The following is a 13,446-nucleotide window of genomic DNA, read 5'->3' as shown; positions in this document are numbered from 1 at the left end:
CTCATGGTGGGCACCGGCGCTAGCGCGCCTTTGCCCACCCTATGGTAGCTACGATAGCACGTTTCGCGGCTACTTCGCAGGTTCCAGCACGGAGACGTAGTTAGCCACCGCCGCACCGCCCATGTTGAAGATGCCGGCGAGCTTGGCATTCTTGAGCTGCATGCCCTCGGGCGCCTGGCCGACGAGCTGCATCGCGCTCATCACGTGCATGGAGACGCCGGTGGCGCCGATCGGGTGGCCTTTGGCCTTCAATCCGCCGGATGGATTGATCGGCAGCTTGCCGTCTTTCTGGGTCCAGCCTTCCTTGATGGCGCGGGCGCCCTGCCCGCGCGGCGTCAGGCCCATTGCCTCATATTCGATCAGTTCGGCGACGGTGAAGCAGTCATGGGTTTCGACAAAGGAGAGATCGGAGAGCTGCACGCCGGCCTGCGCCAGCGCGCGCTGCCAGGCGACGGTGCAGCCTTCGAACTGCAGGATGTCGCGCTTGGACATCGGCAGGAAATCCTGCGCATGCGCGGTGGCGCGGAAGTTCACCGCCTTGCCCATGGTCTTCGCGGTTTCCGAATCCGTCAGCACCAGGGCCGCCGCGCCATCCGACACCAGCGAGCAATCGGTGCGCTTCAGCGGACCGGCCACGAACGGGTTCTTCTCGCTCTCGGCCCGGCAAAACTCATAGCCGAAGTCCTTGCGCAACTGCGCATAGGGGTTGGCAACGCCGTTCTTATGGTTCTTGGCAGCGATCATCGCCAGCGCGTCCGACTGGTCGCCATATTTCTGGAAATAGCTTTGCGCGATCTTGCCGAACACCCCGGCAAAGCCGCCGACGGTGTCGCCGTCCTCGGGCAAATAGGATGCCTTCAGGAGGTAACGCCCGATATCGGCCGAGGGCGTCCGCGTCATCTGTTCGACGCCGACCACCAGCACAATCTTCGCCGCGCCCGAGGCGATCGCCCTGATACCCTGATGCACCGCCGCCGAACCGGTGGCGCAGGCGTTCTCGACCCGGGTGGCCGGCTTGAAGCGCAGTTTGGGGTCGGCCTGGAGCACCAGCGAGGCCGTGAAATCCTGCGGCGAGAAACCAGCGTTGAAATGGCCGAGCACGATCTCGTCGACGTCTTCGGCAGAAATGCCGGCGTCGGCCAGCGCGTCGGTCGCCACCTTGACCACGAGGCTTTCGACGGTTTCCGCGTCGAACTTGCCGAATGGCGTGTGCGCCCACCCCACAATGCTGGCTGTCATGGTCGTTCTCCTTGTTCCGGTTCCGACCAATTTGTAGCCTATCGGGGAAAAGACTTCACGCCGGTTTCAGCGATTTCAGGGTCCGCACGCACATGGCGGTTATGCCGGCCCAGTTGCCGGACCGGATGTCGGCCGGCGGGCACAGCCAGGAACCGCCCACCGCCACCACGTTCGGCTCTGCCAGCCAGGTCGCGGCATTGGCCTCGCCGATGCCGCCGGTCGGGCAAACCCTGATACTCGGAAACGGCCCCGCCAGCGCCCGAAGTGCCTTGATACCGCCGGCCTGCTCGGCGGGGAAGAATTTCACCAGATCGAAGCCGGCCGCCAGCGCCTGCATCAGCTCGGAAGCGGTCGCGATCCCAGGCGCAAACGGCAGGTCGCTTGCGGCGGCGGCCTTCAAAAGCTCCGGCGTCGCGCCGGGGCTAATGCCGAATTTGGCCCCGAGCGCCCTCGCCCTTGCGAGATCGTCGGCATTTAAAATTGTACCGATGCCGACGATGGCTTCCGGCACCTCTGCGATCATGGCCTTGGCGGCGTCTGCGGCGACCGGCGTTCGCAGGGTGACTTCCAGCACGCGCACCCTGCCTGCAACCAGCGCGCGGGCCAGCGGCACCGCGTCCTCCAGCCGATCGATGGTGAGCACGGGGATCACCGTCGCGGACTTGAAGATGGCGGCGAGTTGTTCCTGCCTTGTGGTTGCGGTCATGGAGATGCCTTGCCAGAGGTAGTGGGAATGAGTCCGGGCGGCATCGCCGCACGCGGGATGATCGCCCCGGCATGACATACCACAACGCCGGCCAGACGATGCCCCGCGCGGGCGGCTTCCTTCGGGTCCGCGCCCGCAAGCCGCGCGGCAACATAGGCCGCGGCAAAACTGTCGCCGGCCGCGGTGGTGTCGACGACGGGCGCCTTTAGCGGCTCAGCCCTGATCTGGTGCGAAACGCCCGCCAGCCGCAGAATGCTCGCGGGTTCGGACAATTTTAGAACCACCTCGTTGCCTGGAATCTGCGCCAGCAAGGCTTCATTGCTTTCGCCGGGATAGAGCGGCAGCAGGTCCTCCGTCGAAGCCAGCACGATATCGGCAAGTTCGAAGGCATCGTGATAAACGGCGCGCGCGACGTCGAGATCGGGCCAACCGCGGGCGCGGAAATTGGTGTCGAAGGCAAGCCGCGCCCCGGCTTCACGCGCGCGCTTGAGGGCCGCGAACAGCCGCGCCCGTCCCTCCTCGCCATAAAGCGACAGCGTGATCGCCGAGAGATAGATCATCTCATAGGTAGCCAGCGAACCCAGGATCTCCGGCGTCTGCGGCAAATCCATCAGGCTGCGCGCGGCGGCGCTGTCGCGCCAGTGAAAGAACCGGCGCTCGCCCTTGTCGTCGGTCTGGATCATGTAGAGACCCGGCAGCTTGCCCGGCAGCCGCGCCACCCGTGTCGTCCCGACCCCTTCCGCAGCCCAACCGGCGATCATCTCATCGCTGAGGCTGTCATCACCGAGCGCGGTGATGTAGTCGGTGCCGGCGCCAAGGCGGGCGAGATAGACGGCGGTATTGAGGGTGTCGCCGCCATAGCCGCGCGAAAACAGGCTGGCCTGGGTCCCTTGGGCCTGCTTAAGCTCGATCATGCACTCGCCGATGCAGGCAACTTTGGTCATGACCGCATCCGCGTAAACTAGCGTAAAGTCACATCAGGCCGCAAACTTGCCGCCGAGCTCATCCTCGATGTGGATCCGGATGATGTCGTCAAACGTCTTCTCGGCCGTGGTGAAGCCGAGCTTGAGCGCGCGGGCGGTGTCGAAATCCCGCGGCCAACCGCTGACGATGCCGATGATGGTCGGATCGGGCACGCGCTTGATGCGGGCGGTGACGTTCTTGCCGGCGACGCGATCGAGTGCTGCGATCTGCTCGCCGACGGTTACCGACATACCGGGCATGCTGAGATTGCGCCGCGGTCCCATCGCGTCGAGATCCATGGTGCCGGCGTGCATCAGGAAGCCCACCGCCGATTTCGGCGAGGCATGCCAGTGCCGTACGTCCTCGGACACCGGCAGCACCGCCTCCTCGCCCGCCAACGGCTCGCGGATGATGTTGGAGAAGAAGCCGGACGCAGCCTTGTTCGGCTTGCCCGGCCGCACGCAGATCGTCGGCAGGCGGATCGAGATGCCGTCCAGCAGGCCCTTGCGCGTGTAGTCGTTGATCAGGAGTTCGCAGATCGATTTCTGCGTGCCGTAGCTCGTCAGCGGCGTATGGAAGAACTCGTCGCCGATCTTTTCCGGGAACGGCGCGCCGAACACCGCGATCGAGGACGTGAACACCAGCCGCGGCTTGTAGCCGCCGCCGGCATGGCGGATGGCATCGATCAGATATCGTGTGCCGTCGAGATTGATCCGGTAGCCCTTGTCGAATTCGGCCTCGGCCTCGCCGGAGACGATCGCGGCGAGATGAAAGATCACCTCCGGCCGATCGGCGATCAGCGGCTCCGCCGCGCCGGGATCGGCAAAATCGGAAGCCACGACTTGAATCGGGATCGACGCATTGGCGGGCTCGGCAGGCGCCACCACGTCCTGCAGCGTCATGCGCGTGATTTCGTGCTTGCCGAGGCGCCCGTCGCGCAACAACCGTTCGGTCAGCTTGCGGCCCACCATGCCGGCGGCGCCGAGAATCAGAATGTGCAAGACCCCTACTCCCTCTTCATACTTGGTCGTCCCGGCCTTGAGCCGGGACCCATACGCCGCGGCCGATGCAATCAAGATGGGATGGTTGACGGCTTCGTCTCAACAATTGCCGCCGGTGGTTATGGGTCCCTGCTTTCGCAGGGACGACAGCGATAGTTTTGCTATTTCTTGATGCGGGCCCTAGGCGCTCACTCTTTCACAGCTCCCGTCATGGCCGACACATAATGCTCGACGAAGAAGGCGTAAAGAATGACCAGCGGCAACGAGCCCGCCAGCGCGCCCGCCATCAGCGAACCCCAGCGATAGATATCGCCATCGACGAATTCGTTGACGATCGCTACCGGCACCGTCTTGTTGGATGTCGATTGCAGGAAGGTCAGCGCGTAGATGAACTCGTTCCAGCACAGCGTGAAGCAGAAGATGAACGCCGAGATCAAGCCGGGAATCGCCAGCGGCAGCACGATCTTGATCAGTATCTGCCAGCGGCTGGCGCCGTCGATCAGCGCGCATTCCTCCAGCTCGAACGGGATGGTCTTGAAGTAACCCATCAATAGCCAGGTCGAGAACGGGATCAGGATGGTCGGATAGGTCAGGATCAGCGCCATCGGCGAGTCGAACAGGCCGTACTGGAACACGACGGTGGCGAGCGGAATGAACAGGATCGAGGGCGGCACAAGATAGGCCAGGAAGATCAGGCCGCCGACCAGGTTGGCGCCCTTGTAGCGGAGGCGAACGATGGCATAGGCGGCGAGCACGCTCGCAATGATCGACAGGATGGTGGCGCAGACCGCCACATACATCGTGTTCCAGAGCCACATCGGATAGTGGCTTTCGAACAGGAGCTTGTAAAAGTGCTTGAAGGTCGGATTCCACGTCCAGAACGGGTTGTACCTGTCGAGATCGAGCAGTTGCTCGTCCGGTTTGATCGCCGTCAGTCCCATCCAGTAGAACGGGAACAGCAGGACGACGACGATGATCGACAGCGGCAGATAGAGCGTCACCATCCGCCGGGGCACCGACTGCAGATAGCTCATACCCTCGCTGTGATCGTCCTTCGCGATCGTCGGCGCCGAGCTATGCAGTACAGCCTTGAGATCGATCCTAGAGGTGGGCAGGTCAGTCATTGCTTTCTCCCTGCTGCCACTTGCGGCGCTGCAGCCCGAACCAGGACACCATGATCGCGGCGAGCAGGAACGGAATCATCGCGCTTGCGATCGCCGCGCCTTCTCCCAATTGGCCAGCGATGATCGCACGCTGGTAGGACAAGGTCGCCATCAGATGAGTGGCGTTGACCGGGCCACCCCGCGTCATCGCCCAGATCAACTGGAAGTCGGTGAAGGTGAACAGCACCGAGAAGGTCATCACGACCGCGATGATCGGAGTCAGCAGCGGATAGGTGATGAACCGGAATCGCTGCCAGCTGGTCGCGCCATCGAGAATCGCCGCCTCGTAAAGCGACGGAGACACGGTCTGCAGGCCGGCCAGCAGCGTGATCGCGACGAACGGCACGCCGCGCCAGATATTGGCGAAGATCACGCAGATACGCGCCCAGGTCGTATCGCCGAGGAAATTGATATTCTCGGTGATCAGCCCCATCTGCTTCAAGGACCATGAGATGATCGAGAACTGAGAATCGAAGATCCACCAGAACGCCAGCGCCGACAGCACCGTCGGCACGATGAAGGGGATCAGCACCAGCGCGCGCAGCATCGCCTTGAACGGCATGTTCTCGTTCAGGAGCAGCGCCAGATAGAGCCCGATGCCGAATTTGATCGCGCTTGCGACGAACGTGTACAGAAGCGTGTTGAACACCGAGAGCCAGAAGATCGCGTCGTCCCACAGCCACTCGTAATTCTCGGTCCCGACATATGCCCCGACGCGGCCGATGCGGGTGTCGGTGAACGAAAGCCAGATGCCGAGGCCCAGCGGATAGGCCAGGAAGAAGATCAGGAACGCCAGCGCAGGCACCATGAACCAGAAGCCCAGCCAGTTGGGGTTGTGCTTGAGCTGGTCCCATGCGGTGGCCTCGCGAATCTCCGTCTTGGCGCGTCGTGGCGCGATTGCGATGTCAGCCATGGGCGATGTCCCGATTGAAAATGAATGGAGCGGACGGCGGTCACCCGCCGTCCGCTCCGGCTCTCGTTAGCGATAGATGCGCTTCAACTGCCGCTCGGTTTCCGCGATCGCGGTCTTGGCATCCTTGGCGCCGGTGCAGTAGTTGGCGAACATGTCGACCACCAGGAAGTCGGCAATCGCGGTTGCCGCCTTCTCGCCCGGCGTACCGATGCCGGACGCGGGAAGCGCGCGCTTGCTCGCCTGGCTGAACACCTGGTTCTTCGGATCCGCGGTCCAGACCGGCGAGTTATCGTAGGCATTGAGCGTGTGGGTGAGATAGCCGCGCGCGCCCATCAGCCACTTGTCGTAGTTTTCCTTCTCCAGCATGAAGGCGATGAAGGCCTTCGCGGCGTTCGGATATTTGGTGAACTTGAACGCCAGGATCGGCACGCAAAGCTGCAGTTCGGTCGGCTTCCCGATGGGACCGACCGGCCACAGCGCATGATACGTGTCTTCGGTGAGTTCCTTCTTGGTCGGATCGTCCTTCGCCGCGACATAGATCGAGATGCCGTTGGCGGTGCAATGCAGTTCGCCCGACAGAAACGCCTTGTTGTTCGACGAATCGTTCCACGACGCGACGCCGGGAATAAAGGTGTCGGACAGCGCCTTGCAGTACTCGAGCGCCTTTACGGTCTCGGGCGAGTTGATGATGACCTTGTTGTCCTTGTCGACCGTGTAGGCGCCGTGACCCCAGAGGATCCAGTGCAGCCAGGCATTGGCGTCGCCCGAGGCGTGGCCCAGCGGGAAACCGGCCGGCGTGTTGTTCTTCTTCAGCGCCTTGCACATTTCGAGGAAACCCGGGAAGTCTTTCGGGAAATCCTTGAAACCGGCCTTCTCCACCGACGATTTGCGGTAGGTCATGTAGCCGCCGATGGTCGCGACCGGGATGCCGAGCCAGTTGTCACCCTGCTTGCAGGTCACCGCCGCGGCTTCGGTCCATCCACCGTATTTCTTGCCGAGATAGTCGGCGACGTCGTTTAGCTGCAGCACTTGCGCCGGGAACAGTTGCGGCAGCGTGTGTAGGCCCCAGGCGAGGTCGAGACCCGAGCCGGTGTTGGCGGCAACGGACGCCTTCGGCTGCACGTCCTCGAACGACTCCGAGAACACGTTCATTTCGGTGCCGGTCGCGGTCTTGAATGCGGCGACCATGGCGTTGAAGGCGTCGTCTTCCGCCGGCACGAAGCGCTTCCAGCGCATCACCGTGAGCTTGGCGCCGGACTCCGCCTTCCAGGGCGAGGCTTGAGCCCAGGCCTTGGCGAAATCGAGCAGTGCCGGTCCGGTCAAGGCGCCGGCCGCAGCCAGCGCCGTGCCACCCTGAAGCAGAGAGCGGCGGGTAAAGTCGTGCATGGTCCATCCTCCCTTTGAATATCTTTTTTGGTTATTGCTCAGCCACTTTGGTTATTGCTCAGCCATTCAGTCGCTTTCCTGTCGTCTCGTCGAACAGATGCACGAGCGACGGATCCGGCTTGAGCCGAACCTTGTCGCCCGGACTGAATTGATGCCGCTCGCGGAACACGGCGACCACCTGCTCTCCGCCAAGCTTGGCGAAGACCTGGGTTTCCGAACCGGTCGGCTCGACCACGACGATCTCGGCTTCGGCGCCGTCATCGGCGATGGTGAAGTGTTCGGGCCGCACGCCGTAGACTGCCGGCTGACCTTCGGAATTGGCGGGCGCGGTTTTCAGCGGCAGCTTGACGCCGTTCGGACCTTCGAACCCGGCACTGCCGTTCGACTTCACCTTGCCTTTGAGGAAGTTCATCGCCGGCGAACCGATGAAGCCCGCGACGAACTGGTTGGCCGGAGTGTCGTAGAGCTCGAGTGGCGTGCCCATCTGCTCGACGATGCCGTCGTGCATCACCACGATCTTGTCGGCCATGGTCATGGCCTCGATCTGGTCGTGGGTGACGTAGACGGTCGTGGTCTTCAGCCGCTGGTGTAGCTCCTTGATTTCGGTGCGCATCGCGACGCGCAGCTTGGCGTCGAGGTTGGAAAGCGGCTCGTCGAACAAAAACACCTGCGGGTCGCGCACGATGGCGCGGCCCATGGCGACGCGCTGGCGCTGGCCGCCCGACAATTGCCGGGGATAGCGTTCGAGCAGCGGCGTCAGGGCCAGGATTTCCGCGGCACGCTTGACGCCGTTCGAGATTTCGTCAGGCTTGGCGCCGCGCAGCTTGAGCGAAAAGCCCATGTTGTCGGCAACCGTCATATGCGGATAGAGCGCGTAGTTCTGGAACACCATGGCAATGTCCCGCTCTTTGGGCTGGACATTGTTGACCACGCGGTCGCCGATCGAAATCGTGCCTGAGGTGATGTTTTCGAGGCCGGCGAGCATCCGCAACAAGGTCGATTTGCCGCAACCGGAAGGGCCGACGAGCACGACGAACTCGCCATCCTCGATCGGAATCGACACGCCGTGCAAAACTTCAAAATTGCCGAACGACTTTCGCACGTCGCGAATCTGTACCGACGACATCGAACTCTCTCCCCTCATCTTCTGTTTTGTGGCGCCACGGGTGGGCGGCGACGCCCTGCTGTCTTTTCGACTTTAATGCCGGAAGCCGAATTCAACCGTCATCATCATCCGCAGTTTGGCGGCTTTTAGCAATCCGATGGTAGCGCTGTCAATAATTGTTCAAACGTCTAATCTGTTGTGATATGAGCGCAAGATGGGACGAAAACAGACAAAGTCTGGCAAAATCCGCCTCACCGAGGTCGCCAAGCTCGCCGGCGTCAGCCCAATCACGGCATCGCGTTTTTTCAGGAACCCCGAAGCACTGTCGTTGAGCAAGCGGGAACGCGTCGACAGCGCGGTGAAGGAATTGGGCTACGTACCCAATCTCGCCGCGCGCGCCCTCGCCTCGCACCGCACCGAAGTCATCGGCGTCGTAATTCCTTCCCTCACCAATAACGTATTCGCCGATGTATTGCGCGGCGTCTACGACTCTTCCGAAGGCAGCCGCTACAGCATCCAGCTTGCCAATACCCGCTACAGTATATTGCAGGAAGAGAAGCTCCTGCGTCTGTTCCGGGCGCAGAAGCCCGCGGGATTGATCGTGACCGGCATCAACCAGACTGCAGAATCGCGCGCAATTCTGGAGTCCATGAATTGTCCGGTCACGCAGATCATGGAAATCGGCGACAGTCCCGTGGACATGATGGTCGGTTTCTCGCACTACGATGCGGGTTTTGCGGCCATCTCACACATTCTCGAGCAAGGATGCCGGCGTATCGGATTTCTCGGCGCACGAATGGATCCCCGCGTCCAGCGGCGGTTCGAAGGGTATCGTGATGCCATGAAAGCCGCCTCCCTGTTCGATCCGAACCTCGTTGTCACCACCTCCGTACCAACTACTGTTACGCTAGGCGGGACATTGTTCGCCGATCTTCTTGCCCAGGCGCCCGATATCGACGCGGTCTTCTGCGTCAACGACGACCTTGCGCTCGGCGTGCTGTTTGAATGCCAGCGCCGCCAGATATCGGTTCCCGGAGACCTGGCGATTGTCGGCTTCAACGATCTGGAATTCATGGCTTCCGCCGTTCCGTCACTCACCAGCGTGCGCACCAATCGCTATGAAATGGGCCGGCACGCCGTCACGATGGTGATCGACGCGATCGAAGGCCGTCGCCCGAAGGAACCGGTTCTCGACCTTGGCTTTCAATTGATCGTCCGCGAGAGCTCGACTCCGCAAAGTATTTGATGCCTATTTTCGCCGCGGATGGCGCATGGACAGAAAATGGTAGCGCTATCTTTTGGCCGAACTAAGATCGGATTGCTCAGACGGGAAAGGCAAGCGCGTTGCGGCGGATGAAATTTTCAGCATGGTGCATCACCGCCGTGATTTAAGCCGTCCACGAGTTTGCAGTGCGGGAGGAACCAATGAAAAAGAATGACAACAAGACTGCCACCAATGGCAAAGGCCGAAGACTGCGTTCCCTCGAATGGTTTGACAACCCGCATAATCCGGGAATGACCGCGCTCTATCTTGAGCGCTACCTGAACTACGGCCTGACGCGCGAAGAATTGCAGTCCGGCAAGCCGATCATCGGCATCGCGCAGACCGGCAATGATCTGTCGCCGTGCAACCGGCACCATCTCGAACTCGCACACCGGGTGCGCGAAGGCATCCGCGCGGCCGGCGGCATCGCGATGGAATTCCCGACACATCCGATCCAGGAAACCGGAAAGCGGCCGACCGCGGCGCTCGACCGCAACCTCGCCTATCTCGGCCTGGTCGAAATCCTGTTCGGCTATCCGCTTGATGGCGTGGTGCTGACCACCGGCTGCGACAAGACCACGCCGGCCTGCCTGATGGCGGCGGCGACCGTCAATCTGCCCGCGATCGTGCTCTCGGGCGGCCCGATGCTGAACGGCTGGCACAACGGCGAGCGCACAGGTTCGGGCACCATCGTCTGGAAAGCCCGCGAGATGCTGGCCGCGGGCGAGATCGATTACAACGGGTTCATCGAGCTCGTGGCCTCCTCGACCCCGTCGGTCGGCCATTGCAACACCATGGGCACCGCCTCCACCATGAACTCGCTCGCGGAAGCGCTGGGCATGTCGCTGCCGGGCTGCGCGGCGATCCCCGCGCCGCATCGCGAGCGCGGCCAGATCGCCTATGAGACTGGAAAACGGATCGTCGAGATGGTCTGGGAGGATCTCAAACCCTCCGACATCCTGACCCGCAAGGCGTTCGAGAACTGCATCGTGGTGAATTCGGCGATTGGCGGCTCGACCAACGCGCCGATCCACATCAACGCGCTGGCGCGGCACATCGGTGTCGAGCTCTCGATCGACGATTGGCAGAAACATGGCCATGACATCCCACTGCTGGTGAACATGCAGCCGGCCGGCTTCTATCTCGGCGAGGAATATCATCGCGCCGGCGGCGTGCCGGCGGTGGTGCGTGAATTGATGGCGCACAAGCGCATCCACGAGGACGCTGTCACCGTCAACGGCCGCACCATAGGCGAGAACTGCCGCGAGGCGCCCAAGCCCGACGGCGACGTGATCTGGAGCTACGACAAGCCGCTGGTGAAGGACGCCGGCTTCCTGGTGCTGCGCGGCAATCTGTTCGATTCCGCGATCATGAAGACCAGCGTGATTTCGAAGGAATTCCGCGACCGCTACCTGGTCAATCCGAAAGACCCGAATGCGTTCGAAGGCCGCGCCATCGTATTCGAGGGGCCTGAGGATTATCACAACCGGATCGACGACCCCGCACTCAATATCGACGAGCACTGCGTGCTGTTCATCCGCGGCGCCGGGCCGATCGGCTATCCCGGCGGCGCCGAGGTCGTCAACATGCAGCCCCCGGCGGCGCTGATCAAACGCGGTATTCTCTCGCTGCCCTGCATCGGCGACGGAAGGCAGTCCGGCACGTCGGGTTCGCCGTCGATCCTCAACGCCTCGCCGGAGGCCGCCGCCGATGGCGGGCTTGCGATCTTACGGACCGGCGACAAGGTTCGCATCGACCTCAACAAGGGCGACGCCAACATCCTGATCACGAGCGACGAATTGAAGAAGCGTCGCGCCGAGCTGAAGGACAAGGGCGGCTTCCCCTACCCGGCCAATCAGACGCCATGGCAGGAGCTCTATCGCTCGACCGTCGGCCAGCAGGCCACCGGCGCCTGCATGGAGCTCGCAACGCGCTATCAAAATATCGCCGGCACGGTCGGCGTGGCGCGGGATAATCATTAGCCACTACCGTCATTGCGAGCGAAGCGACGCAATCCATGCCTCCGCGTAGGAAACGATGGATTGCTTCGTCGCTATCGCTCCTCGCAATGACGAAGAAAAAGAGGAAAAGAAAAACATGTCAGATCGACTGAAGGGAAAGCGCGCTGTTGTCACCGCCGCAGCGGCGGGCATCGGCCGGGCATGCGCAATAGCATTCGCGCGCGAAGGCGCCACGGTGATCGCCACCGACATCAATGAAAGCGGCATCGCCACCCTGGGCAAAGAAGGCGTCGCCGAGACGGCACGACTTGACGTTCGCAGCACGGCCGAGGTCGACGCCTTCGCCAAGCGCATTGGAAAGATCGACATCCTGCTCAACGCGGCGGGCTTCGTGCACCACGGAACCATCCTGGACTGTTCGGAAGAGGACTGGGACTTCTCCTTCGACCTCAACGTCAAATCCATGCACCGGACCATCAAGGCGTTTCTGCCGGCGATGCTGACGGGCGGAGGCGGCAGCATCGTCAACATCTCATCTTGCGCGGCGTTGAGGCCACCGGCCAATCGTTATGTCTACAGTGCGTCCAAGGCGGCGGTTTCGTTGCTCACGCGCGCGGTTGCGCTCGACTTCATCACCCAGGGCATCCGCTGCAACAGCATCTGCCCCGGCACCGTGGAGACACCCTCGATGCTCGACCGGGCCGCGGCCGTCGGCCCGCAGGGCAAAGAGATGTTCATCGCCCGCCAGAAGATGGGGCGGCTGGGCACCGCAGAGGAAATAGCGGCCATGGCGATCTATCTTGCGAGCGACGAAGCCGCGTTCACCACCGGCGTCGACCTCGTCGTCGATGGCGGCTACATGCTCTGATGTCCACGCAATCAAAAGGCTTCCAGCATGAACAAGATCGATCTCAACGGCCGCAGCGCCATCGTCACCGGCGGGGCACAGGGTTTTGGCCGCGCCATTGCCGAGCGCTTCGTCGCATCAGGCGCGAAGGTGGCGATCTGGGATCATGACCTGCTTTTTGCGGAAAAGACCGCCAAGGAAATCGGCGCTGATGTCTCTGCCTTCAAGGTCGACGTTTCCGATCTTGTCGCCGTCGAGAAGACCCGCGACGAAACCCTGAAGGCGTTCGGCAAGATCGACATCCTCGTCAACAACGCCGGCATCGCCGGCATCAACAAGACGGTGTGGGAAACTGACCTCGACGAATGGCGCAAGGTGCTGCGCATCAATCTCGACGGTCCCTTCATCTGCTGCAAGGCCGTGGTGCCTGTGATGTTGCAGCAGAAATACGGCCGCATCGTCAACATCGCCTCCATCGCCGGCAAGGAAGGCAACCCCAACGCCGCGCATTATTCGGCCTCGAAGGCCGGCCTGATCGCGCTGACCAAGTCGCTCGGCAAAGAGCTCGCGCAGCACGACATCCTCGTCAACGCAGTAACACCGGCGGCGGCGAAAACCGCTATCTTCGACCAGCTCACACAGCAGCACATCGATTTCATGTTGTCGAAAATTCCGAAAGGACGTTTCGTCCTCGTCGAAGAACTCGCGGCGATGGTCGCGTGGCTGGCATCGGAAGACTGCGCCTTCTCAACCGGCGCGGTGTTCGACATTTCCGGCGGCCGGGCGACTTATTAGACGGCTGGCGCCGAGGCGAGCCGCCATGCGACAACGGCGGTGGCCTTCTTACAGCCCGCCTGCTGGATCGCCCGAGCAAACTGCTGGACAAGAAACGATGCCG

Annotated in this window: 12 protein-coding genes; 4 read left to right on the top strand and 8 right to left on the bottom strand. The window is 62.2% G+C overall.

The genetic code is table 11. From position 1 onward, the window contains the following. Positions 1-69: 69 nt before the first annotated feature. The 8 genes from CP49_RS38175 to CP49_RS38140 all read right to left on the bottom strand — a co-directional run bounded on the left by CP49_RS38175 (position 70) and on the right by CP49_RS38140 (position 8,497). Positions 70-1,239: an acetyl-CoA acetyltransferase gene (locus tag CP49_RS38175; RefSeq protein WP_057855239.1), complete on the bottom strand. Its 1,170-nt coding sequence runs from the start codon at positions 1,237-1,239 to the stop codon at positions 70-72. A gap of 55 nt (positions 1,240-1,294) precedes the next feature. Then, entirely contained in the window at positions 1,295-1,945 is a 651-nt protein-coding gene (eda, locus tag CP49_RS38170; RefSeq protein ID WP_057855238.1) for a bifunctional 4-hydroxy-2-oxoglutarate aldolase/2-dehydro-3-deoxy-phosphogluconate aldolase, read from the bottom strand. Next, positions 1,942-2,889: a sugar kinase gene (locus CP49_RS38165; protein WP_057855237.1), complete on the bottom strand. Its 948-nt coding sequence runs from the start codon at positions 2,887-2,889 to the stop codon at positions 1,942-1,944. Before CP49_RS38165 ends, eda begins: the two co-directional genes overlap by 4 nt. A 33-nt stretch (positions 2,890-2,922) precedes the next feature. Continuing rightward, a complete protein-coding gene (denD, locus tag CP49_RS38160; RefSeq protein WP_057855283.1) occupies positions 2,923-3,909 on the bottom strand; it encodes a D-erythronate dehydrogenase in 987 nt (328 codons plus the stop codon). A 188-nt stretch (positions 3,910-4,097) separates the two neighbouring features. Then, positions 4,098-5,033 carry a carbohydrate ABC transporter permease gene (locus tag CP49_RS38155; protein ID WP_057855236.1) on the bottom strand — a complete coding sequence of 312 codons (936 nt, stop codon included), beginning with the start codon at positions 5,031-5,033 and terminating at the stop codon, positions 4,098-4,100. Then, a complete protein-coding gene (locus tag CP49_RS38150) occupies positions 5,026-5,985 on the bottom strand; it encodes a carbohydrate ABC transporter permease (RefSeq protein ID WP_057855235.1) in 960 nt (319 codons plus the stop codon). The genes CP49_RS38155 and CP49_RS38150 overlap by 8 nt, the downstream gene beginning before the upstream one ends. Before the next feature lie 66 nt (positions 5,986-6,051). Then, complete coding sequence (locus tag CP49_RS38145; protein ID WP_057855234.1) at positions 6,052-7,371, bottom strand: ABC transporter substrate-binding protein; 1,320 nt, start codon at positions 7,369-7,371, stop codon at positions 6,052-6,054. Between the two features lie 58 nt (positions 7,372-7,429). After that, entirely contained in the window at positions 7,430-8,497 is a 1,068-nt protein-coding gene (locus tag CP49_RS38140; RefSeq protein ID WP_057855233.1) for an ABC transporter ATP-binding protein, read from the bottom strand. A gap of 193 nt (positions 8,498-8,690) precedes the next feature. On the opposite strand from CP49_RS38140, the gene gntR reads away from it, so the two are divergent. The 4 genes from gntR (at position 8,691) to CP49_RS38120 (ending at position 13,343) form a co-directional block, all read left to right on the top strand. Then, positions 8,691-9,722, top strand: a complete 1,032-nt coding sequence (gene gntR, locus CP49_RS38135) for an HTH-type transcriptional regulator GntR (RefSeq protein ID WP_057855232.1) — start codon at positions 8,691-8,693, stop codon at positions 9,720-9,722. Between the two features lie 179 nt (positions 9,723-9,901). Next, positions 9,902-11,722 carry an IlvD/Edd family dehydratase gene (locus CP49_RS38130; RefSeq protein WP_057855231.1) on the top strand — a complete coding sequence of 607 codons (1,821 nt, stop codon included), beginning with the start codon at positions 9,902-9,904 and terminating at the stop codon, positions 11,720-11,722. A 115-nt stretch (positions 11,723-11,837) separates the two neighbouring features. After that, positions 11,838-12,569, top strand: a complete 732-nt coding sequence (locus CP49_RS38125) for an SDR family oxidoreductase (protein WP_057855282.1) — start codon at positions 11,838-11,840, stop codon at positions 12,567-12,569. Positions 12,570-12,596: 27 nt separating this feature from the next. Then, a complete protein-coding gene (locus tag CP49_RS38120; RefSeq protein ID WP_057855230.1) occupies positions 12,597-13,343 on the top strand; it encodes an SDR family NAD(P)-dependent oxidoreductase in 747 nt (248 codons plus the stop codon). Positions 13,344-13,446: the final 103 nt, after the last annotated feature.

The organism is Bradyrhizobium valentinum, assembly GCF_001440405.1.
Classification (GTDB): domain Bacteria; phylum Pseudomonadota; class Alphaproteobacteria; order Rhizobiales; family Xanthobacteraceae; genus Bradyrhizobium; species Bradyrhizobium valentinum.
The sequence above is the reverse complement of the archived record's forward strand: the minus strand, read 5'-3'. Positions and strand labels throughout refer to the sequence as shown.